Origin of the sequence: Chryseobacterium gambrini (assembly GCF_900156825.1) — a bacterium.
GTDB classification, from domain to species: Bacteria; Bacteroidota; Bacteroidia; order Flavobacteriales; family Weeksellaceae; genus Chryseobacterium; species Chryseobacterium gambrini.
In genome coordinates this window covers 205,176-229,028 of sequence record NZ_FTOV01000006.1, presented here as the reverse complement: position 1 = coordinate 229,028, position 23,853 = coordinate 205,176, and the positions used below count along the sequence as shown (strand labels likewise).

At 36.2% G+C, this 23,853-nt stretch carries 21 protein-coding genes; 7 read left to right on the top strand and 14 right to left on the bottom strand.

Features of this window, described 5'->3' with window-relative positions; genetic code table 11:
• Positions 1–1,023, bottom strand: coding sequence for a DUF4421 family protein (locus BW951_RS13200; protein WP_076393570.1), 1,023 nt, complete (start codon positions 1,021–1,023; stop codon positions 1–3).
• Between the two features lie 120 nt (positions 1,024–1,143).
• Between BW951_RS13200 and BW951_RS13195 the strand changes: the two genes are divergently transcribed.
• Complete coding sequence (locus BW951_RS13195; protein ID WP_076393568.1) at positions 1,144–1,617, top strand: 23S rRNA (pseudouridine(1915)-N(3))-methyltransferase RlmH; 474 nt, start codon at positions 1,144–1,146, stop codon at positions 1,615–1,617.
• Positions 1,618–1,642: 25 nt separating this feature from the next.
• Here the strand turns inward: BW951_RS13195 and BW951_RS13190 are convergent, their stop codons facing one another.
• From BW951_RS13190 to secD, 7 genes are all read right to left on the bottom strand, one after another.
• Positions 1,643–2,098, bottom strand: a complete 456-nt coding sequence (locus BW951_RS13190) for a tRNA (cytidine(34)-2'-O)-methyltransferase (protein ID WP_076393566.1) — start codon at positions 2,096–2,098, stop codon at positions 1,643–1,645.
• Between the two features lie 41 nt (positions 2,099–2,139).
• Entirely contained in the window at positions 2,140–2,451 is a 312-nt protein-coding gene (locus BW951_RS13185; RefSeq protein ID WP_139326157.1) for a hypothetical protein, read from the bottom strand.
• Positions 2,452–2,464: 13 nt separating this feature from the next.
• Entirely contained in the window at positions 2,465–3,280 is an 816-nt protein-coding gene (locus tag BW951_RS13180; RefSeq protein ID WP_076393562.1) for a tetratricopeptide repeat protein, read from the bottom strand.
• Positions 3,277–3,843, bottom strand: coding sequence for a phosphatase PAP2 family protein (locus BW951_RS13175; protein WP_076393560.1), 567 nt, complete (start codon positions 3,841–3,843; stop codon positions 3,277–3,279). The genes BW951_RS13180 and BW951_RS13175 overlap by 4 nt, the downstream gene beginning before the upstream one ends.
• A gap of 1 nt (position 3,844) precedes the next feature.
• Positions 3,845–4,195 carry a Sec-independent protein translocase subunit TatA/TatB gene (locus BW951_RS13170; RefSeq protein WP_076393558.1) on the bottom strand — a complete coding sequence of 117 codons (351 nt, stop codon included), beginning with the start codon at positions 4,193–4,195 and terminating at the stop codon, positions 3,845–3,847.
• Positions 4,196–4,382: 187 nt separating this feature from the next.
• Complete coding sequence (locus tag BW951_RS13165) at positions 4,383–5,615, bottom strand: TCR/Tet family MFS transporter (protein WP_076393556.1); 1,233 nt, start codon at positions 5,613–5,615, stop codon at positions 4,383–4,385.
• Positions 5,616–6,033: 418 nt separating this feature from the next.
• Entirely contained in the window at positions 6,034–8,946 is a 2,913-nt protein-coding gene (gene secD / locus BW951_RS13160; protein WP_076393554.1) for a protein translocase subunit SecD, read from the bottom strand.
• 215 nt (positions 8,947–9,161) lie between these two features.
• Here secD and BW951_RS13155 point away from each other — a divergent pair, with 215 nt between their 5' ends.
• Positions 9,162–10,526 carry a PQQ-dependent sugar dehydrogenase gene (locus tag BW951_RS13155; protein WP_076393552.1) on the top strand — a complete coding sequence of 455 codons (1,365 nt, stop codon included), beginning with the start codon at positions 9,162–9,164 and terminating at the stop codon, positions 10,524–10,526.
• A gap of 25 nt (positions 10,527–10,551) precedes the next feature.
• Here BW951_RS13155 and BW951_RS13150 read toward each other — a convergent pair whose 3' ends face one another.
• From BW951_RS13150 to BW951_RS13130, 4 genes are all read right to left on the bottom strand, one after another.
• Positions 10,552–11,763 carry a hypothetical protein gene (locus BW951_RS13150; protein ID WP_076393550.1) on the bottom strand — a complete coding sequence of 404 codons (1,212 nt, stop codon included), beginning with the start codon at positions 11,761–11,763 and terminating at the stop codon, positions 10,552–10,554.
• A gap of 4 nt (positions 11,764–11,767) precedes the next feature.
• Entirely contained in the window at positions 11,768–13,126 is a 1,359-nt protein-coding gene (gene hemN / locus BW951_RS13145; RefSeq protein ID WP_076393548.1) for an oxygen-independent coproporphyrinogen III oxidase, read from the bottom strand.
• Positions 13,127–13,551: 425 nt separating this feature from the next.
• Positions 13,552–14,565: a WD40/YVTN/BNR-like repeat-containing protein gene (locus tag BW951_RS13135; RefSeq protein WP_076393544.1), complete on the bottom strand. Its 1,014-nt coding sequence runs from the start codon at positions 14,563–14,565 to the stop codon at positions 13,552–13,554.
• A 61-nt stretch (positions 14,566–14,626) separates the two neighbouring features.
• On the bottom strand, positions 14,627–16,144 hold the full coding sequence (locus BW951_RS13130; RefSeq protein WP_084196433.1) for an APC family permease: 1,518 nt from the start codon (positions 16,142–16,144) through the stop codon (positions 14,627–14,629).
• A 165-nt stretch (positions 16,145–16,309) separates the two neighbouring features.
• Between BW951_RS13130 and pnuC the strand changes: the two genes are divergently transcribed.
• The 5 genes from pnuC to BW951_RS13105 all read left to right on the top strand — a co-directional run bounded on the left by pnuC (position 16,310) and on the right by BW951_RS13105 (position 22,275).
• On the top strand, positions 16,310–16,981 hold the full coding sequence (gene pnuC / locus BW951_RS13125; protein ID WP_076393542.1) for a nicotinamide riboside transporter PnuC: 672 nt from the start codon (positions 16,310–16,312) through the stop codon (positions 16,979–16,981).
• Between the two features lie 4 nt (positions 16,982–16,985).
• Positions 16,986–17,612 (top strand): hypothetical protein, encoded by a 627-nt coding sequence (locus BW951_RS13120; protein ID WP_076393540.1) that lies wholly within the window; start codon positions 16,986–16,988, stop codon positions 17,610–17,612.
• Between the two features lie 103 nt (positions 17,613–17,715).
• Positions 17,716–18,483, top strand: coding sequence for a diaminopimelate epimerase (gene dapF / locus BW951_RS13115; RefSeq protein ID WP_076393538.1), 768 nt, complete (start codon positions 17,716–17,718; stop codon positions 18,481–18,483).
• A gap of 28 nt (positions 18,484–18,511) precedes the next feature.
• Positions 18,512–19,537 (top strand): endolytic transglycosylase MltG, encoded by a 1,026-nt coding sequence (mltG, locus tag BW951_RS13110; RefSeq protein ID WP_076393536.1) that lies wholly within the window; start codon positions 18,512–18,514, stop codon positions 19,535–19,537.
• Positions 19,538–19,704: 167 nt separating this feature from the next.
• Entirely contained in the window at positions 19,705–22,275 is a 2,571-nt protein-coding gene (locus BW951_RS13105) for a TonB-dependent receptor (protein ID WP_076393534.1), read from the top strand.
• A 49-nt stretch (positions 22,276–22,324) separates the two neighbouring features.
• Here BW951_RS13105 and BW951_RS13100 read toward each other — a convergent pair whose 3' ends face one another.
• Together BW951_RS13100 and galE are read right to left on the bottom strand one after the other, a co-directional pair.
• Positions 22,325–22,777 (bottom strand): adenylyltransferase/cytidyltransferase family protein, encoded by a 453-nt coding sequence (locus BW951_RS13100; protein ID WP_076393532.1) that lies wholly within the window; start codon positions 22,775–22,777, stop codon positions 22,325–22,327.
• Positions 22,778–22,805: 28 nt separating this feature from the next.
• Positions 22,806–23,828 (bottom strand): UDP-glucose 4-epimerase GalE, encoded by a 1,023-nt coding sequence (gene galE / locus BW951_RS13095; protein WP_076393530.1) that lies wholly within the window; start codon positions 23,826–23,828, stop codon positions 22,806–22,808.
• Positions 23,829–23,853: the final 25 nt, after the last annotated feature.

Here is a 23,853-nt window from a genome sequence, read left to right as displayed (position 1 = left end):
TTACTTTAAAATATTATCTATTTTATCAAAATTTCTGTTCACAAAGGTAGGAGAATTAAACCGGAAACCAATCCCTACCCTAAATAACCATTGTGTTGCCGAATAAAAATTTTCATTTGAACTGTTGATCCAGTTTAGCTGTATTCCAGCTCCAAAGAACCATTTTCCGTCATCATATCCCATTCTTGCATTAGAATATAATCCAATATTAAACTGATGAAAGTTTTCATTCAGCAATCTTGAATAATAAAATTCAGGATAAGCTTCTACAATTATATACCAGTTATCTTTAATCTTTTTTTGTACACCACCGCCTGATCTTAAAGCAATTCTTATGTCTTTAGAAGGTTCATCGTTAATCGTATCATCAAAAACTTCGCCTTTATAAACTGTTTTGCCAAGATCGTTCAAAATATTATACTGGTAAAACAGTCCTGTACTCACTATAAAAACATCTTTCAGAGGTTCATACGTCATATTGTTAAAACTTCTGTACTCTTCCTTATTTCCTTTCCATAAATAGGTAGTTTCTCCTTTGAATGAGCGGTATTTCGCATTCGGAAACTGAAGATAATGATCCTCATTGTAAGCATCACCGTAAATCAGTCGTAAAAATTCTTTCGTGTCCTGAAAATAGAGTCCTTTTACCTGACTAAAATAAATATACTGCCTGATTTTGGGATTCAGAAAAAAAGTAAATCCGAAATTGAAATATTTTGATTTTCCTTTTTCCGGATCATCATTGTTGATATGAGCAAATTTTGGTGCGAAAGAAAAGCTAACATCAAGCCATCGGTAGCGCAGAAAAAATTCCGTATAAAAAGCATCATTCGGTCTTAGTCTGAATACTTTATCCTGATACAGAAGTCCAAATGAATTATGCAGATAGCTTAATCCAGCAACAGCAGATATTTTCTTCCTGTCTTCTTCTAAAAACTGCTTTATATTTTCATCTTTAATTTCCTGACTGTAAGAAATTAATGAGAAAAATAAAAATGTAAAAGAAAGTTTTCTGCTGCTCATTAATTATGGTGTTATCACAAAAATAATGATTTTTTTAAACTTGAAAACCTGATGCCAATTTTCAGATGATGAGATTCTTTAATTTATAAATATCTTTGCTGTCTAAATTTAAATTAAAAAATGCAGATTAATTTGCTTTGCATCGGCAAAACTGACGATAAGGAAATCTCTTCTTTAATCAATTATTATCTGAAACGTCTTCCCAAACACTGGAATTTTGAAATTATTGAAATTCCCGACGTAAAAAACGCAAAAAATCTTTCTCCTGATCTTCTTAAAAAGGAGGAGGCTAAGCTTTTTATAAACCACATCGACAGAACTGATTCTGTGATTATTCTTGATGAAAAAGGGAAACAGTTTACCAGCAGAGAATTTGCCCAGAAAATTGACAACTGGATGAATTCTTCCGTGAAAAAAATTCACATTCTGATTGGCGGAGCTTATGGTTTTTCAGAAGAAATCTACAGCAGAGCGAATGAAAAAATGTCGTTATCCAAAATGACTTTTACGCACCAGATGATCCGATTATTCATTGTGGAACAATTGTATCGAGCAGACCAGATTTTACAGGGAAAACCTTATCATAATGATTAAATATGATAAGGTTTTAAAAATAATATTAAACTTTTAATCCAATCTGTCTTTTTGCTTCGCCCACCACAAAAGCAACGGAGTTGGCAATATTAAAACTTCGAATCAATTTAGACATCGGAATCGTCAGATGATTTTCAAAACGATCAAGCACATCTTTACTTAAACCCACACTTTCTTTTCCGAAAACCAGCCAGTCACCATCCTGAAATTCTGTTTCCAGATAAGATTTTTCGGCATGGGAACTCATCAGGAAAACACGCGACAAATCCGGAATATTCAGGATCCATTCGTCTACATTCTGATATTCCGTAACATCAAGATGAACCCAGTAATCTAATCCTGAACGTTTCAGATTTTTATCATTAATGACAAATCCAAAAGGATGAATTAAGTGTAATTTACTTTCTGTTCCTACACACAATCTTCCTATATTTCCTGTGTTATTGGGTATTTCCGGTTCTACGAGAACGATGTTTAACATTGAATGACTTAAATTATTTTGAAGTTTGAAAGGATATAAACTTAACTCTTTGTAGTGATCATCACAATTTGTGTAATTCCTTTTTCTTTAAATTTTTTCCTGATCTTATCGTCTTTAAGAACCATTACATATTTTATATCTTCAGCCGGAATTTTCTTTACAGTCTCAATATCTGTTTCTTTTTTATTGATGTAAAAGAGAGAATTTTCAGACTTTGCATCAGCTTTTTTCAAAGAAGCTTCCAAAAGTGAATTTTCCCTCGTCTTTACTTCAGTTTGCTGAGCATTTGCAACAATCATTACTCCAAAAGTAAAAACTGCCGTTATCAATAATTTGAAATTTGGTATTTTCATATAGTATCGTAATTTATTTTTTAACCTCACATTTAGCATACTGATCCATCAGCAAAGGCTTTTCATATCCCATACTTACTGCTTTATCCAGACTTGCACATGCTTCTTTCGGTTTTCCGGTTTCAAATAAAATCAAAGCTTTATTTACATGAGCCTGAGCAAATTTAGGATCGATAGAGATTGCCTTATTAACGTCTGCAAGAGCTTCTTTGTTTTTTTTCAGCCTAAAATAAACGTCTCCTCTTCCACTGTACAGCAAAGATTCGGGCTTCTCAGAAATAAGCTGGTTGTAATCTTTTAAAGCACCTTCAAGATCTCCGCTGTTCTTTTTCAGATTCGCCAGTCCGGTTCTTGCATAAATATTATCGGGAGCAAACGTAAGAATCTGGTTAAGATCTTTCATGGCAAGATCTTTTTTGCCTAAACTTTCATAGACTTTAGAACGGGTAAGGTAAATATCTGCGTTTTCAGGCTCAATCTGAAGCCCTTTGTTAAGATAATCGATTGCTGCCTGTTTATTTCCTTTCTGTCCGTGAATGGAGCCTAAATTGGCGTATACAGCAGCGGACATAGGATTCGCTTTTAGGGCAGATTCGTAAGATTTAAAAGCAAGTGCAGTTTTACCCAGCCTTCTCTGGGCAGTTCCTAAATTGTTGTAATATTCAGACTGCAATTTCTGGATTCTTTCACTTTGAGCCAATTTGGAATACTGTTCTTCCGCACATTTATAGTCTGCTTTCTGAAAGCAGTCTTCAGCTATTTTTTTGTCCTGTGCGTTAAGATTGAATGAAGCAAATACTGCTGCTAGAAGGAATAGAGATTTTTTCATGAAGTTATTTTTTGTTTGTTGATTACTTTTTTTGCGAGCGCACTGAAAACCACTCCCAATAAAGATCCAACAAACGCCCCCACCAAAATATCTATCGGGAAATGCACTCCTAAATAAATGCGGCTGTATGCAACCACTGCCGCCCATACAAATATAACATAAGGAAACCATTTAAGATTCTTTTTTAATAAAATACTTAAATAAGTTGCCAAAAAAAATGTATTGGAAGCATGAGCAGAGTAAAAGCCGTACTGTCCGCCACATTTCACAATTCTCATGTGATGCTCTAGTGTAGGATCGTGACACGGTCTGAGTCTTGCGACCCCATATTTGAAAATACCGGCAAGCTGATCTGAAACCGTCACGCCTATACCGACAAAGATTAATATAAAAACTAAAGATCTTAGCTTATAATTCTTAAATAAAAAATAACAGAAAATAATGTAAAGCGGAATCCAGATCCATGTACTGGAAATGAGCTGCCAAAACTGATCAAAAGATTGGTCTCCCAAGTTATTGAGAAACAAAAAGACTTTTTTATCTTCCTGAATGATCTCCTCCATCCTATCTGCTTACAGGACCTTCGTAGGTTTCGTCTTCAGAAGGTTTTGGTTTTGGAGGTTCATTTTCATTGGATGCCTGAGCTGTCTGAGGTTCTGTTAAGATATCTTTCTGAATATCATTCATCGGATTGAAATCTTTCGCAGCATCTTTTACTTTCTCAATTTCACGTTTGATCTCAGAAACAGGATTGTCTGTTTCTTTCATGATCTCGGTTTTGATGTCTTCCACTGCGCCACGCATTTTTCTTACACCCGAACCCAAGTCGCGTGCAATCTGAGGAAGTTTATCCGGTCCGAATAATACAACGATTGCTATGGCAATCAGTGCCATTTCTCCAATGCTTAATTCCATACTGTAAAATTACGAAAGATATACGAAATTGGATGTTAAATATTTATTTTTAATAAAATATTAAGCTGTATTAAAAATCATTCAAATAATCAGCTTTATGTAAAGATAAGATAATCAAATAATTAAATCAATAAAATATTGTTTTCTATTATTGAAACTATGTAATAATTCTTTCTTTAAATATAGACTACATTTCTTCTTTTTTGATATTTTTTTTCCTGAAATTAATATAGGTAATAATCACGCTGATCGTCATTAAAATGAAAGCCAGAAAAAAAGGCGCACCCGAAAACTGAAATGGGGCTTTATCGTGGGTGAAAAAATAAAAAAGATTGGTCATCATCGGAGGACCAATAATGGAAGTGGCACTCATTAAACTTGTTAATGCACCCTGCAATTCTCCCTGTTCATTGGCGGGAACACTTTTCGTAATCACAGATTGCAATGCGGGTCCGCAGATTCCGCCTAAACAATAAGGAACCAAAAATGCAAACATCATCCAGCCCTGTGTAGCAAATGCAAAAAGAAGCATCCCGACTGCATACAAAGCAAGACCGTAATAAATACTTTTTTCCTCTCCCAATTTGGGCGTTGTCCATCGAATCAAGCCTCCCTGAACCAATCCTACTAGCAAACCGACCACTCCTAAGGAAATTCCGACCATTCTTTCATTCCAGTTGAATTTATACATGGTAAAGAAACTCCAGTTGCTTTGTACGGCGTGTCCTGCAATGTAAATTAAGATCAAAGAAACAATTAAACCCGAGATTTCGGGATGTTTTCCTAAAAATTTAAAAGAACCAACTGGGTTTGCTCTTTTCCAGTTGAATTCTCTTCTTTTATCTTTGTCTAAACTTTCAGGAAGGATAAAATATCCGTAAAGGAAATTCAACAAGCACAATCCTGCAGCCGCATAAAAAGGAACTCTGGAACCATAATGTCCCAAAAGACCACCCAAAACAGGACCGATGATAAATCCAAGTCCAAAAGCAGCTCCAATGAGTCCAAAGTTTTTAGCACGGTCTTCGTCTGTGGAAATATCCGCAATATAAGCACTCGCTGTAGTTACACTTGCGCCTGTAATTCCCGCAATAACACGACCTAAAAACAGCCAGACAATGGAAGGTGCCAAAGCAAGAAAAATATAATCTATCGCAAAGCCGAAAAGCGAGATCAGAATAATAGGTCTCCGTCCGAATTTATCACTGAGATTTCCTACAATCGGAGAGAAAATAAATTGTGTGAATGCATAGGCAAAACCAAGCCAGCCGCCATATTTTGCCGCTTCACTTATGTTACTATGAATAAGTTCTTCAATAAGTTTCGGAACCACCGGAATGATGATGCCCCATCCCGTAATATCAATCAGTAAGGTTATAAAAATGAAGCCGATAGCGGCTTTTTTCTTTGCGTTTTCCATAATGTTGCAAAAATAGTCAAATAACGAAAAATAATGATTCTAAATTATGAGAAATGGTGTTGGCGGATGATTGATAATTGATGATTAATAATTGATGGTTGATGGTTGATGGTTGATTGTGGATGGTTTAAGAGTTTAAGCTGAGTGCTTCAATTTTTGATTTTTCAAATATTTAATATCCGACTGGAACCCTAGTCCTGATTGCAGCATTTGTCTGAGCTCATTTTTAATGATTTTTGTGGCGCGGCTTCGCCGCGCCACAAAAATCATTAAAAATAGCGAGTGCGGAAAGCAGGAAATAACTCCTGATTAAATAAAAGAGTTGGAGAGTCTTAAAGATTCAATATCAAAGCAGTTAACAGCAACAAAAAAGCCTCCCGAAGTCGGAAGGCTTTTTTCTTATTTATTGTAGTATAAATTATTTTGAAGCAAGTACTTCTTTGTTGGTTGTCGTCTTGCCGTGAACTTCATCTTCTTTTCCTGTTTTCAGGAAGTCATAGGCAATTGCCGATGCCACGAAGATGGATGAATATGTACCGAAACCAATACCGATTAACATCGCAAACATAAATCCTCTAAGGTTATCTCCACCGAAAATGAAGATTGCCAGAATTACTAAGATCGTTGTAAATGAAGTGTTGAAGGTTCTACCCAAAGTACTTGAAATAGAATCATCAAATAATCCTGCTAATGTTAACGATTTCTTCTCTCTTAAATATTCTCTGATTCTGTCGAAGATAATTACGGTATCGTTGATTGAGTACCCCAATACGGTAAGGATCGCAGCGATGAAATCCTGATTGATTTCCATATTGAACGGCATATATTTGTGAAGCAATGAATACGCTCCCAAAATAATGATCGCATCGTGGAATAACGCAGCAACCGCACCCAAAGAGAATTGCCATTTTCTGAATCTTAGTAAAATGTAGATAAAGATAATTCCTAAAGCTCCTAAAACGGCGTAGATCCCGTGAATTTTGATATCATCCGCAACCGAAGGTCCAACTTTCTCAGAAGAAATAATTCCTGCATGCTCTTTATCTGCAGATTTGAAGTCTTTCAACGTTGTTCCTGCAGGTAAGTTTGATTTTAAACCTTCGTATAATTTTTGCTCAATTACCTGATCCGCTTTCAGTGATTCGTCTTCGATAAGGTAATCTGTAGAGATTTTTAACTGGTTGTTGCTTCCGAAAGTTTTAGCTTCAACAGAAGAGTTTTTACCATCTTCAGTTTTGAATAAAGCCAATAATTTGTCTTCAACATCTTCCGCTTTTACATCTTTATCAAATCTTACCACGTAGTTTCTACCTCCGGTAAAGTCGATACCGTATTTGAAACCGTGTGTAGCAATAGAAATGATACAAGCAATCGTTAAAACAGCCGAGAAAATGTATGCATATTTTCTTTTCCCGATAAAATCAATCCAAGTGTTTCTGAATAGATTTTTCGTTGCCGGAGTCCATACAGAAAGTCCTTTTCCTTTAGACAATCTTGAGAAGATCATTACTCTTGAAAGCAATACGGAAGTGAATAAGGTCATTGCAACCCCGATCATCAACGTCAATGCGAAACCTTTGATAGGTCCTGTTCCAAAGAAGAACAATACAACAGCCGTTAAGAATGTGGTTGTGTGACCATCGATAATCGCATTCAATGCATGTTTGAAACCATCTTTATATGCTTCAAGAATACTTTTTCCTGCGAATAATTCTTCTTTTGTTCTTTCGTAAATGATAACGTTTGTATCGACCGCTACTGCCATCGTTAAAACGATACCCGCGATACCCGGAAGCGTAAGCGTAAAGTCGCCCGAATCCATAATACCGAAAATATAGAATAAGTTGATGATCATGGCAATTACTGCATAAACACCCGCTCCTCCATAGTAGAAAATGATGTAAACGATAATAATCGCAAAGGCAATCATGAACGACATTAACCCTGCATCAATCGATTCCTGACCTAAAGACGGCCCTACAACCGTAGCCTGAACTACTTTTGCACCTGCAGGTAATTTACCCGCTCCTAAAACGTCAACCAACTCTTTTGCTTCCTCCTGAGAGAAGTTCCCAGAAATCTGAGTTCTACCGTTTGGAATAGCACCTACAACGTTCGGCGCAGTGTAAACTCTGCCATCAAGCGTTACAGCAACAGGTTTTCCAACGTTTTTCTCTGTTAATGTTTTCCATTCTTTAGCCCCTTTAGAATCCATCTGCATATCTACCACTACTCTGCTCAACTCATCATAGCTGATGTTTGCACTTTCTACAGCACCGTCTACCGGAGCTTTCTGGTTTATATTTCCTCTGATGGCATATAATACCAAGCTTTCAGCATCGGAAGCTTCCGGCTTGTATCCCCACATAAACTGGGTATATTTAATATTTGCAGGACGTAAAGACTTTGCAACTTTGCTGTTTAAAATTTTGTTTACAACAGCGGTATCAGACAATTTTACGCTTCCTACAGCACTTTGGCTCATAGATTTTCCACCCTGCATTATATTCATGAAATTTACATTTTTTGCAACTCCCATAGAATCTCCTTTTGCAGCGATCATAGTAGCTAATGTCTGGAAATAAGGATACACTTCAGGAGATTGCTGTACTTCCCAGAACTGAAGTTTTGCAGAAGTCTGAAGCATTTTCTTTACTTTATCGATATCCTTCATCCCCGGCATTTCAACAGAAATTCTTGCTGTACCCGGAACTCTCTGAACGTTCGGCTGGATGGCTCCAAGCTTATCAATTCTGGTTCTGATTACCTCAAAAGCGGTTCCTACAGATGCATCGATCTTTCTTTTAACAATTGCTTTTACCTGATCATCAGGCGTGTTGTACTTTACTTCAGTAAGCGTTGTGTTTCCGAAAAGTTCCGGATCTGCCAGCTTCAGATTTGTACCTTTTGCTTTGTTAATTGCATCGAACTGATCGAAGAAATTGTCGATGTAAGCTTTTGTAGAATTCTTCTGAACTTCATCTGTCTTGTTTAAAGCCTCAATAAGGATCGGATTTGTAGAATACCCTGTAAGATCATTCACAAGATCTCTCTGGTTGATTTCCAAAAGAACGTTGATCCCCCCTTTAAGGTCAAGACCAAGTTTCATTTCCTTGTCTTTGGCTTTTGTGTAATAAAGTTTAGTGAATCCCAGATTCAGAGTATCCTTAGAAAGTTTTGCAATTTCTTTCTGATACTTCTCCGGATTGTCTCCTGCAATAGCAGTCGCCTGCTTTTCAATTTTGCTGGCGTACCATGTTGGTAATAGCTCATTTAAGCAAATTAACCCTAGTACAATAGCAACAATTGTAATAAGTCCTTTTCCTTGCATTTTGTTATAACTACGTTAAATTAAGTCGGCAAATATAATCATTTTCTTGAATTTTATGAATTTTTAACAACAGAAATCGTTTATTTTCAGATATATCGGCATTCTTATTTTCATTTAAGATTTAATAATTTTTTCGTGATATTTTAATGAATTTTTCAAAGTTTGATTGGTATGAAATTTTCATTCAGATTTAATACACTAAATATCAAAATATTATGAAAAAATTACTTTTTTGCGCAGGTATTTTTTCTTCCCTCCTCTTTAATGCCCAAAGCATTACTCTGGAAGAATTTGCGACCGGGTTTACGGCACCCGTAGAAATCACCAACGCCAACGACAGCCGGATGTTTGTTGTTCAGCAAAACGGAATCATTAAAATTTTACAATCGAATGGAACAGTAAACTCTACTAATTTTTTAAACATCAGCTCAAAAATCACTTACGGAGGAGAAAGAGGGCTTCTCGGACTGGCTTTTCACCCGCAATACCCGACAAACGGGTATTTTTTTGTGTATTACAATGACACCGGCGGAAATATTACTGTAGCCAGATACACCAGAAGTTCTGCCAATCCTGATGTTGCCGATCCTGCAACTGAAAAAATTGTTCTGAATCTCCCAAAACCTTTTGATAACCATAATGGTGGAAGTATTCATTTTGCACCGGATGGTTATTTGTGGGTGGTTACCGGTGATGGCGGAAGCGGCGGCGATCCGAACAATAATGCCCAGAATAAGAATTCTCTTTTGGGTAAATTACTGAGGTTGGACATCAATTCTACCGGAGCGTACAACATTCCGCCCGGAAATCCTTTTGTGGGAGTTGACGGAGCCGATGAAGTCTGGGCTTACGGATTGAGAAATGCGTGGAAGTTTAATTTCGATACTGTTTCAGGTAACGTAATGATTGCCGATGTGGGACAGGGACAGATTGAAGAAATCAACAGAATGCCTTTAACACAAGCCGGAATTAACTACGGATGGCGCTGTTATGAAGGAAATAACACGTACAATACGGCAGGTTGCGCTGTGCAATCGACGATGACTTTTCCTGTTGCAGCCTATGATCATTCCGGAGGAAAATGTTCGATAACGGGAGGTTATGTTTACAGAGGGACACAGTTTCCAGCATTGCAAGGAAGGTATTTTTTTGCAGATTACTGCTCCACGCAGATCGGAAGTCTGAATTCCGATGATTCGATCACGTGGACGCCCGCTTTTTCAGGCAATAATTTTTCAACATTCGGAGTGAATAATCAAAATGAGCTTTTTGTAGCTGCCGTTAACAGCGGTAAAATTTTCAGAATTACAACTACAACTTTAGGAGTTCAGGAAAGTGACCTTTCAAACCAGATAAAAGTTTATCCGAATCCTGCTTCTAAAAAGATTTTCATCGAGGGCGTGAAGGATAAAAACACAACGGTTGAGATCATCAGTTTTGAAGGAAGAAAGGTTTTGGAACAGGGAAAAATTGAAAATGACAACAGTGTAAATATTTCAGGAATTCCTTCGGGAGTTTATTTCATCAACTTAAATTCAGGAAATGAAAAATCTTACAGCAAAAAAATAATAATTAAATAAATTTTCAAACAGTTTTTAATAGGCTTCAGTCGGTTTTCTGATTGAAGCTTTTTTCAAAAAAATAAAGAATTGAAAGAATCGGAAGGATTAAAATGAGCCTCATCCATAAAGAAAACCTCTCCGTTTCATCATCAAATAAAAAATTGGGAATCAGGGTTACAAAAAAGAAAGCAACCATAAAAAATACAATTTCCGGAATCGATACCGGCTTTGTCTGATGTACCTTCTTTTCATATTTTGAGCTTAAAATCCAGAAAATTAAAAACAGAATCATAAAAGGGAAACTCCAGATTCTGTAGGTATCATAAGCGATGGCATGCAACAGCAACGGAATAAAAGAAACTGATGCCAAAAGTATGAACAACTGAATATTCTTCTGTAATTTGAATTCCTTAAACATCATCCATAAAGAAAAAAGAAGCGGAATTCCGTAAAATATCGTCGCTTTAGATATAAACAGCCTTTGTATAAAATGCACATACTGATCTTTAAAATAATACGAAAAGCTTTTTGTATAGGCTCCGGAAACAGAATCTGCAACTTTTGGTGAAATTGATGAGCCTTTCAGATAGCTGAAAATTTCAGAATAATAATTTCCTCCATAAATTTCCTGAAAAAAAGAAATTGAAAACACAGCAAAAAGAGGCAGAATAATAAATACACCAAATTTCTTTAAAAGATGTTTCGAAAAAATATCTCTGAATGAAAACTGCTGTATTGAAGTTTCATTCATAATAATGGAAAAACAACAGACAGGAAGCATCAGAAAAAGAGAAATCTCGTGAATAAAAATGCTGAAAACCGCCACCAACGAAGATAAAAATAACTTTCCCCGCCCGATCAGGTACACTGATAAAATAGTCAGCAGGAAAATAACATGATCCAAATAGCCGATTAAATGAGCAGAAAAAACGATGTATTGGGAAAGCAGAAAAATGACAAAGAATAAAATCCTGTAAAAACTTTTCTGAAAACTTAAGGTGGATTTTAATGCAATTTTTAAAATTAAAAAGTACAGTAAACATAAGATCCCTGCTGAAAGAACGGTTATTGAAAATTGATTTTTCTGCGACAGAAAACCAAATAATTCTCCGGCTAAACCTCTTTTGATAAATCCAAATCTGTAATCCAGCAACCAATGAGATCTTGCCCATTCATTCGGAATCCTTATTGTTTTTGAAACACTGAAAATCAGCGCATACAGATAAAGAAATATCAAAAGAAATTTTCTGTTCATGCCATTATATCGTCATCGAGAAAATTCTCGTTTCCGGCTTGTTTCTCATCATTCTGAGATCAAAAACCATTGCTACATTTCTCGTAAAGGCTCTTCCTTTTTCTGTAATCTGGATATGATGACCGTTAATTTCCACCAGCTCATCATTTTCCATTTCTTTCAGCATTTCAAATGCATTTTCAAGCTCAGGAAAAGAATTATTGATGTCAAAAGTGGTTTCCAACTGACACATCAGGTTCAGAATATGTCTTCTTACCGTAAGATCTTCATCATTCAGAATATGACCTTTCACGACAGGAATTTCTCCTTCTTCCACCATTTTCTGGTATTCTTCCACGGTTTTGATATTCTGGGCAAAAGCATACCAAGAATCTGAAATGGCAGACATTCCCAAACCAACCATCAACTGGGTTTTGCTTGAGGTATAGCCCATGAAATTTCTGTGCAATTTCTTCTGAATCAGAGACTGGTACAAATCGTCATGTTCCAGAGAAAAATGATCCATTCCGACTTCGATGTAGCCTAATTCTTCTAATAATTTTTTACCGTCTTCGTACAAACGGCGTTTTTCTTCACCACTTGGCAAATCGTTTTCATCAAAACCTCTTTGTCCGACACCTTTCACCCACGGAACGTGCGCGTAAGAATAAAATGCCAATCGATCCGGTTTTAATTCCATCGTTTTGCGGATGGTACTTTCCATCGCTTCCCAAGTCTGATGCGGAAGTCCGAAAACCAAATCGTGACTGATTCCTCTGTAACCGATCTCTTTCGCCCATTCCGTTACTTCTCTCACTTTTTCGAAAGACTGGATTCTGTTGATCGCTTTCTGCACTTTCGGATCGTAATCCTGAACGCCAAAGCTTACTCTTCTGAAGCCTAAATCGTACAAAGTCTGAAGGTGTTCTTTCGTGGTATTATTCGGATGTCCTTCAAAAGAAAATTCCTGATGTTCGGCAATTTCCACCGTTTCAAAAATTCCTTCCAGTAAGGTTTTTAAGTTTTTTGGAGAGAAAAAAGTCGGAGTTCCGCCTCCTAAATGCAATTCCTTCAGTTTGGGCTTTTCGTTAAACAGTTTAAGGTAAAGCTGCCACTCTTTCAAAACACTTTCGAGATAAGGAATTTCAACGCTGTGTTGTTTTGTGATCCTTTTATGACATGCGCAGAACGTACATAAAGCTTCGCAAAAAGGAAGGTGAATGTATATGGAAATCCCCTCTTCTGCATTACTTTCTTTGAATGTTCGGATCACACTCTGCTTCCACAATTCCGGAGTAAAAGAATTTTCGTCCCAATAAGGAACGGTAGGATAAGAAGTGTAACGAGGTCCGGGAATATTATATTTATCGATTAAAGAATTCATTTTCTGTTTACAATTTTAAGGTGAACCGAAATCAGGTTTCACAATGCAAAATTAACTATATCTGATGAATTTTGTATCATGAAATATATTAGTCGTTTTTATGAAATTTATAATGAGTCTAAATATTCCGAATTTAAATATATTTAATCTAATTTCAGAATTAACCACAAAAGGCACAAAAGACAATGTTAAAGCTAATTTCAATAATATTCAAAGTGCTCAAAAGAATAAAAATCAAAGATTTTTAAAAACTATGGTGAACTTTTTCATTTATAATGATCAACTTTAAATAAAAGGTTAGTTATCTTTTGTACCTTTTGCGGTTAAATAAAAAGTTTAAACAGACTCCATATAAAGACATCAAAGATAAGTTCAAAAAAATAATCGTTTTTGAAATTTATGAAGTTAAATTCTATTCTTTAGATTCAGAATTTCAATTTCATGACAGAAATTTTACCATTTCCTGCAAAAACAACGGTATCCTGATTTACCCATTCACAAACAAAAAAACCTTTCTCCTCTGAAATTTTCTTCCACGTTTTCCCGAAATCAGAAGAATAACTGATGTGTCGATCTCCGACAGAAATAATCTCTTTTCCTTTGGAATTTGGTTTAATTTTCACGCAGGTTGTATATCCTGCATTTTTTCCGGAAGCCTGGATTTGCCATGTTTCTCCGCCGTCATTGGTTGTGGCGATATTGTTGATATTAGCTTCCTGTTTTGTGTAATCTCCACCAACCGCAATCCCGAATGTATCGTCTAAGAAATCGATGGAATAGATTCCCTGAGAAGATTCTCCCTGAATAACCGGAGTCTTGATGATTTTAAACTGATTATTCTTAAAATTTAATTTTAAAATTCTTGAAGCTTTCCCTCCTGTTGCAATCCATAAATAGTTTTTGGTGGATGAAATATTGGTATTGCTTGCTGCAAAAGCTGCTTCTCCCTCATTCAGCACGACATCATTTTTAAGCATAGCCCATTTTCCGTTATCAAATTTGGCAAGTTTTAATTTGCTGTCCTTGTCAGCATCACTGAAAGTATAAGCCAGTTTATCATTCACAAAATGAAGCGCATCATAAAAAGCCGTTTTCACAGTATCTCTAAATACTACTTCATATTTCAAGCTTTTTTTATCGATCTTAAAAAACTCAGCGGGACTTTCGATATTGATGGCATAAAAAGCCTTTTTATCCTGTCCCAAAGTACGGAACTGCAATTTCTTTTCCGATAATTTAATCTGTTTCTGATTGCCAGAATCTTTTAAATCAACATAACCAAACTTAGAATCCGTTCCGCTGTACCAGACTTTGTTATCGTAGATTTCAATGGCTCTGATGCTGATTTTGTCGTTTAAAATTGTTTCTGAACTTTCAATCTGCTGAGAAAATGTAAAAATCCCGGAGAATGACAGTAAAAATGGTAAAAGCTTTTTCATATTCACAAAAATAAAAAATCCACAGAATTCTGTGGATTTTATTTGATCTATTTATAAAATTTTAATCTAAATCAGGTTTTTCTAACGGCTCCTGCTCTGCTTTGAACGTTTCGCCATAACCCACTTTGTGAAGTTTACTGTTTCTTAAACTGTACGTAAAGTAAATGACCACACCAAGCGCTAACCAAGCCATGGAAAGGTATTTTGCCTCGTGGCTTAAGTTCCAGATCAGATAAAGGTTGATGCAGATTCCTAATGTTGCGATTACAGGAAGTGCAGGAACTTTAAATGTTCTTGGCATATTCGGTTCTTTTTTTCTTAAGATCCAAACCGCAACACAAACCATTGTAAATGCGAATAAAGTACCGAAACTCGTCATATCTGCCAGTTTACTAATTGGTGTAAACGCTGCAACAGTAGCGATAATGATTCCTAAAAGCATTAAACTTTTAGCCGGTGTTTTTCTTACCGGATGAACATCGCTGAACATTTTAGGAATAAGACCGTCTTTAGACATTCCCAGGAAAATTCTGGATTGTCCCATGATCATTACCATCAATACGGAAATTAAACCTACAGTTGCTGCAATCGTGATGATGTATCCAGCCCAACCCTGTCCTGCAATTTCGAATGCATACGCTACAGGTGCTTTAATTGCGTCCGGATATTTTCCCTGAGGATTGAAGTCTGAGTAATGCATCATCCCTGTTAAAACAAGAGATACCAAAATATATAATCCTGTACAAACCAAAAGTGAAACAATGATCGCAAACGGAACATCTTTTTTCGGGTTGATCGCTTCTCCAGCCTGTGTAGAAACGGCATCGAAACCTACATACGCAAAGAAAATTGCCGCCGCTCCGGAAATAATACCCTGAATACCGTAAGCTTCTTTAAGATTTTCTCCTTCTTTTACCATTGTAGCAGCAGGAATGAAAGGATTCCAGTTATCTGCATTAATGAAGAATGCTCCGGCAATAATCACGAAAAGAACCGCAGAAACCTTCATGATTACGATAAGGTTATTTGCTTTTGCAGCTTCTTTAGTTCCTTTGATAAGGATAGAAATTACAAAAATTACGATAAGGAATGCCGGTAAATTCATTGAAAAACCTTCTCCTGAATAACTTGCTGGATCTGAGGTAAGGTAATCCGGAAGATGAAGACCGAACATTTTTAACAACTTATTAAAATATCCCGACCAGGAAACGGCTACTGTCATAGATCCCATCGCATACTCGAGGATGAGTCCCCAACCGATGATCCATGCAAATATTTCTCCCACTGTTCCGTACGCATACGCATACGCAGAACCTTCAACAGGCAGAATAGATGCAAATTCTGAGTAACACAACGCTGCAAATACACAAGCAATTCCGGCAATAATGAAGGAAAGAGCCAATGCAGGTCCCGCATGATAATACGCTCCGGTTCCTGTAAGTACGAAAATTCCTCCACCAATAATAGCCCCGATTCCGATAGCTGTAAGACTCCATTTACCGAGTACTCTTTTGAGCTGACTGCTTTTCATATCATTTTCGAAAGCACTCATCGGTTTTTTGGTCCAAATTTTAGACATATTTTATTATTTATTAAAGATTTACGAAAATATAAAAAATTTAGAAACATTAACGTTTATTAATAATTTTTCCTTGTTAATTTTAAATTATGAAACTTAAAAATCTGATTTTCATAATATTTAAATCATTGCAAAGTAAGTGTTTTTTTATTTACTTTTGACCGCATGAATGTATATGATCTTTTCATAAAACCTTATGAAACCTACTCTGCTACGCAGATTTTGCTGGAATTTTCGGCTACGGTATTCGGAATTTTAAGTGTTTATTTTTCCATTAAAAAAAATATCTGGGTTTATCCTACAGGAATTGTTTCAACTTTAATTTATGTGTATATTCTTTTTAATTTCGGGCTGCTCGGAGACTGTATGATTAATGTTTATTATACTGTAATGAGTGTTTACGGATGGATTCTGTGGGGAAAAAGTTCCCAGGATCACGTTCATGTGGAAGTAAGCTGGGCATCCAAAAAAGAATGGCTGTACGGAATTTTACTTTTCGTCTTAAGTTTAATTTTAGTAACGGTAGTGTATTATTTCAAGCCTTATATTGACAATAAGTTTTCCATGAAAGGTGTGGATTTAGGTTTGGATCATTTGGACTGGGGAAACTGGCTGGATGTGATTACCACTTCTATTTTTCTGGTGGGGATGAGGTTTATGGCGAAAAGACGCATAGAGAACTGGATTTTCTGGATCATAGGAGATTTTATCTGCATTCCGATGATGATTTATAAGGAACTCGGAATCACTTCGGTTCAATATTTGGTATTTACATTTATGGCGATTCAGGGATACGCCAGTTGGAAAAAAAGTTATAAAGAAAAAAAAGTACATTAAAAACATGAAAAATTTATTTAAAATAGCATTCAGCTTAATTACAATGGCAAGTTTAACTTCCTGCGCGATATATTCGGATCCTTATGCCAATAATTACGGAGATCCTTATTATGACAACGGATATTATTATGCGCCTCAGGGATATTACGGAAACGGCGGATATTGGGGAAATGACGGATATTATTACAGAAACGACTACACGTATTATTATGATAACGGAATGCCTTATTATTACCAGAATTATAATAATTCCAGAAGAAAAGTTTATGTTGAAAGAAGATCGGGATCGAACGGAACGACTTCGGCAAGACCTAATAACGGTTTCAGAGGCGGTGTAAACGACGGAAGTTCGAACGGAAGTTTCAGACCGAACAACGGACAGAATACCAACCAGAGACCGAATAACGGATTCAGAAATCCACAGCAGAATACAACAACTCCACGACCTCAGAACAACGGCGGTTTCCGAAATAATTCGGGGAACAGCAACTCAAACAGTGGCTTTAGAAATAATTCCGGAAGCAATACGAATTCAAACAGCGGAGGATTCAGAAACAGTTCGGGAACTTCTACTCCTCAACCGCAGACAACTTCTCCTCAGCCAACGAGAAGCGGAGGCGGATTCAGATAAACCGATATAAATAAGGAAACGGGCAGCTAACACTGTTCGTTTTCGTTTTAATTATAGTAATTTTGCAGTTTCAATTTTTAAAACAAACATTCTATTAAGAAATATGGAATTTTATAAATATCAGGGTACAGGAAACGATTTTGTAATGATAGACAATCGTTCCGGAGAATGGGATGATCTTTCCATTGAAAATATTCAGAAACTTTGCGACCGCCGTTTCGGGATCGGTGCAGACGGACTTATCAAAATAAACACAGCGAAAGGGTATGATTTTGAAGTCGATTATTACAATTCAGACGGCTCTAAAAGTTTTTGCGGAAACGGAGCGAGATGTTCTGTAGCGTTCGCTTTTTTCCTTGATATTTTTGAAGGCAACTGTAAATTCACTGCTATCGATGGAGAACATATTGCCGAAATCCACAATGGAATTGTAAAATTAAAAATGAGCGATGTTGCTACCATTTCCAATGACGGAGAGGATACGGTAATGGATACGGGTTCGCCGCATTACGTGAAATATGTGGAAGATATCGTTAACTACAACGTTTTTGCGGAAGGAAACAGCATCAGAAATTCTGAAAATTATAAGGAAAAAGGCATCAATGTGAATTTTATGGAAAAAATTTCGGAGGATGAGATTTTCGTAAGAACCTATGAACGAGGCGTTGAGGACGAAACGTACAGTTGCGGAACCGGAGTTACGGCTTCGGCTTTAACTTTTCTGCAAAATAACCATCTAATCTCTGTAAAAGTTAAAACTTTGGGCGGAAATCTGAAAGTATATGCTGAAAAAAACGGAGACACATTTCAGAACATCTGGCTCGAAGGTCCTGCAAAGCAGGTTTTTAGAGGCAAAATAGACCTTATTTAAAAAAGTAAAACTTTTAATCACCATTTAAATGAAGAAAGCAATTCTTATCATCATCCTGCTTGTTTTTATAGCAGGCGGATTTTTTGGATTTAAATTTTATAAAAAATATTACGGTAATAACATCGAAAAAGACGGATATGTTTTGATTCCTCACCAAGCGAATTTTAAACAAATCCTTGATTCTGCGGCGAAATATGTTGACAATAAAGAAGCTTTTGAAGCCGTTGCGAAAGAAAAGGATCTTGAAAAATATTTCAAACCGGGACGCTATCATTTCCAGAAAGGTCTGGGAAATGCGAATTTGGTTAATATGATTAAAGCCGGAAATCAGAGTGAGAACAGCTTTAGAATTGGTGATTTTGGGGATGTTTATCAGATGATTGGTAAAGTAACCAAAAAAACAGAACAGGATTCTTTACAGTTTGTGAATGATTTTAATTCGATTGCTGCCGAAAAAGGCTATAACAATGCGGAAGATTTAAAAAAGTATTTCTTTATCGATACGTACAATTTTTTCTGGACGGTAACTCCGAAAGAATTTTTCAAAAAATTTGATGATCAGTACAATGAATTCTGGAACAGCGAAAGAAAGTCTAAAGAAGAGCAATCCGATTTAACGAGAGATCAGATTTATGCTCTGGCTTCTATTGTATACAAGGAATCGGGAGGAAAAAAGGACGAACAGAAAACGATTGCAGGATTGTATCTTAACCGTTATAAAAAAGGGATGAAGCTTCAATCTGATCCAACGGTAATTTATGCAATCAATAAGCAAACGAATTTTAAGGAACAGATTAAAAGAGTATTTTACAAGCATCTGTCTACTCCATCGCCATACAACACGTATGCTAATAAAGGAATTCCTCCGGGACCTATTTGCGTAGTAGATAAAAATTCTGTGGATGCAGTGTTAAATGCAGAAAAGAACGATTATATTTTTATGTGTGCCGATCCTGCGAGATTCGGATACCACAAATTTACAGCAAGTGCAGAGCAACATGCTATTAATGCTAAAGCTTATCAGGACTGGCTGAATTCAAAAAATATAAAATAACAATCATATTAACTTTTTTTTAACAATTCTATAACTAACATTTGGCTTTTTAATTCGACATATACCTTACAAATAATAAATTAAACTTAGTATTCTGAAATTTAAACAGATTAACAATTTCACAATATTAAGTAAAATCTTTCACGATTTTACACAAAAAATACCTTATGAATCAGACGGAAATCATTAACATTTTTACAAAGAAAACCTTAGGGCTTACTTTTGTACTTTCGGCAGCGGCATTGGCTTTTGCACAGGAGAAGGTCGGTATTTCCGGGTCGGTGGTCAGCAAAAACAACCAGCCCGTTCCTTACGCTTCTGTTACCTTCAGTAACAAGGCAAACAAACAGTTCAGTGATGCTACGCTTACCGACGAAAAAGGTCAGTACAAGCTTGACCTTGCTCCGGGAGCTTACGACATTACTATTGAAGCAATCGATTACCAGAAAAGCGTAGTTAACAAACAAATTACTGCGGCAGGAAACATCGGTGCTTTATCAATCGACCCTGAAAAAAGCGCAACCAATCTGAAAACAGGAGACATTCAGGGAGTTGTGATCACAGCTCAGGCTACGAAGCCTTACAAGGTGGAACTGGATAAAAGAACGTATGATCCGTCTCAGGATATTGTAAGTAAAGGTGGAAATCTTCAGGATGTCCTTTCCAACGTTCCTTCGGTTTCTGTAGACACAGACGGAACGGTTTCTATGAGAGGAAGCTCTAATGTGAAATTTTTGATCAACGGAAAACCTTCTGCCCTTCTTGGAATTGATGACGGAGCCAATGCGTTGCAGAGTATTCCGGCAGATCAGATCGAGAAAATTGAAGTAATTACCAACCCTTCATCAAAATTTGAGGCAAGCGGAACAGCAGGTATCTTAAATATTATTCTTAAGAAAAATAAGAAAACAGGCTTCAACGGAAGTGTTACCGGAACTTTAGGATATTTGCCACAAACAAACCTTAATACCAATTTAAGCTGGAGAAAGGGAAACTTCTCATGGTTTCTTAATGGCGGAGGTGGTTATAGAGAATCTAAAAATACAAACAGAAGCGACGATTATTTCTCTAATGCTATTGCCGCAAGCGATTTTACGGAAAGACATCAAAATTCAGTAACCAACAGTAAGAATAACAATTACAACGCTTCCGCAGGAGTTGTATACGACATTTCTCCAAAAACTTCACTTAACGCCTCCGGTACGGTGAGAACTTTTGACAGTGAAAATGACGGAAATATTGACTACAGCTATTTTTATTTAAGTAATCCAAGTTCATCTTCTAACAGAAGAACTTTGGGTACAAATAACAATCTTGCTTTTCAGGGAGATTTTGGAATAGATCATAAATTTGACGATAAAGGTCAGAATTTGTCCGTATCACTAAGTTTACAGAGCAACAGATCTTTTAATGATACTAATATTGATGAAACCAGAGATGGAATATTCAGCCTTAAGGATATTGTAAACCAGAACACTAAAAATAAAACGTTAATTGGTAAAGCAGATTACGAATTGCCGATTGGAGAGTATTCCAAATTAGAGGCAGGATACAGAATAGACATCAACTCTAATGATTACAGCAATGATGTTCAGGAAAGTACAGCTTTAAATCCTACCTTATCATTCTTAAGACCTTACACCTATGACGCAACGTATAAAGAAACATTTAATGCTTTTTATTTGCAGTTTAAAAGTAAGATCGGAAAAATAAGCTATCAATTAGGATTAAGAGATGAAATCTCTAATATCGATATTAATTATGCCAATTTATCTCCTAAGGATAAGGCTATAATTACTACAAAGAATTATAATAATCTGTTTCCAAGTGTTTATTTAAGCTATGAATTTGCTAAAGACAATCAGCTTTTACTAAACTATGCGAGAAGAATTGATCGTCCAAGATCATTCTTTATGATTCCTAACCCGAATTATAGTGATAATCAAAATATTTTTGACGGAAATATTGATCTGAATCCTTCCTACGTAGATTCTTACGAGTTCGGTTACAGTATTTCTAAAAAGAAATTCACTATTAACCCGACTTTGTATTTCAGACATCAGACCGATGATACAAAAATGTTAGTTTATAATAAACTTGCAGAAGATGAAAATGGAAGTCTTATTATACCAAGACGTATTGAATCTCATACCAAGCCAATTAATTTGGGATCTGATGACCGTTACGGTTTAGATCTGAATTTTAACTGGGATGCAACAAGCTGGCTTAAATTTTTAGGTAACCTAGATTTATTTGGATATAATACCAAAGGCAGCACTTTGTATGACACATTCGACAAAAACGGAAATCCTATTCAGGCAGTTGCAGATTTTAACGGTAGTGGTTTTTCAACAAGAGCAAGACTTACCACAACTTTTAAAGTCGACAAAACTTTTAATTTCCAGATTCAAGGTTTCTACAGAGGAGGGCAAAAAACTGCTTATCAGGACAGAAAAGATATGTATGCCATTAACTTCGGAGCATCGAAAACGATTTGGGATGGTAATGGAACAATATCTTTCAATATTCAGGATATTTTCAATACGAGAGCGATGCAGGCTACAACATACACTGCAAACAGTATAAGAGATTCTTATATGCAATGGCAGCCAAGACAATTTGCTTTATCTTTGACCTATAGATTCAAGCAAGGAAACGAAAAAGTAGAACAGCCGAAACGTAAAAAAGACATCAACTCCAATGCAACCGGAGACGATCAGCAAGGTGGACCAATGTAATCCGCCTTTCATACAAACAAAAAATCCCGAAATTAAATTCGGGATTTTTTTATTTTGCAGCTTCTGCTTTTTCCAGTTTCTGGAGTTCGGCTTCGTAGATTCTTTTTCTTAAATCGCTGGAAGAAAACCTGTGATCTCTTTTATTGTAAAAAATCTCAATTCCTTTTTCTTCGCAGTATTTTTTTCCGGTGAAATCTCTGTCTAAATAATCGTCCCCGATAATTCTTACATCAATTACGAAAGATTTTAAAATATCCAGAAGATCTTCCTCTGTGTAATATGGAATAATCTCATCAACAGCATTTACTGCTTTTAGCTGAATATATCTCTCTACGATAGTCTGAGTCGGCTTATTTTTGGTTGGACGATCATGAGAGGGATCAATCTGCAAACCTACGATAAGGTAGTCACATACCGTTTTTGCTTCTTCAAGCATTTTGATATGTCCTGCGTGAAGCAGGTCGAATGACGAAAACGTGATGCCTATTCTTTGTGTTTTCATATAAATGTCTTCTTTTTTGTACAAATTATTAAGTGTTTCTTGTTTCTAAATATTTTTGCCACTGCCAAACTGTTCGTAACGCTTCTTCCAAAGATGTCTCAGACTTCCAGTTAAGCTCTTTTTGGGCTTTATCTACGTTTGCATAAGCAATTGTAATATCTCCTTCTCTCCTGTCGCAGATCTGGTAAGGAACTTTCACGTCATTTGCTGTTTCGAAAGCTTTTACTACTTCCAGAACCGATGAACCTTTTCCTGTTCCTAAGTTAAAAATATCAATCACCGCATGATCAGAATCGTCTGCCATTAATTTTTTCAGTGCTGCAACATGGGCTTTAGCCAAATCTACAATATAAATATAATCACGAACTGCTGTTCCGTCTTCGGTAGGATAATCATTTCCCCAAACATTTAGTTTTTCACGGATTCCTGCCGCAGTTTGCATCACGTAAGGTACTAAATTATTCGGAATTCCAATAGGCAGTTCCCCGATTTTCCCGGAAGGATGCGCTCCGATCGGATTGAAATATCTCAATAAAGAAATTTTACGGTGATATGCTTTTGCAAAGTCAGTCAGGATCTCCTCTCCCATCTGTTTTGTCTTTCCGTAAACGCTTTCAGGCATTTTTAACGGAGTATTTTCATGGATCGGCATTTCATCCGCCTGTCCGTAAACCGTGCAGGATGAACTGAAAATAAAGTTTGAAATTCCTCTTTCTTTAAATTCCTGCAGAATATTGATTAACGAAAACAAATTGTTCTCATAGTAATCAACAGGTTTTACCTGACTTTCACCCACCGCTTTGAATGCCGCAAAGTTGATACACCCCTCAATTTCATGAGCATCAAAAACCTGCGTTAAAAGTTCTTTTCTTTTTAAATCGAAAGGATAAAAAACAGGTTTCTTCCCTGTAATTTCTTCAATATTTTTTAATATAAATCTCTCGGAATGCGATAAATCGTCTACAATAACAACCTCAAAATTGTTATTTAAAAGTTCCACCACCGTATGGGAACCGATATATCCTAAACCTCCTGTTACGAGTATTGCCATTTTTTATTTTTAATTACTTTGTCAA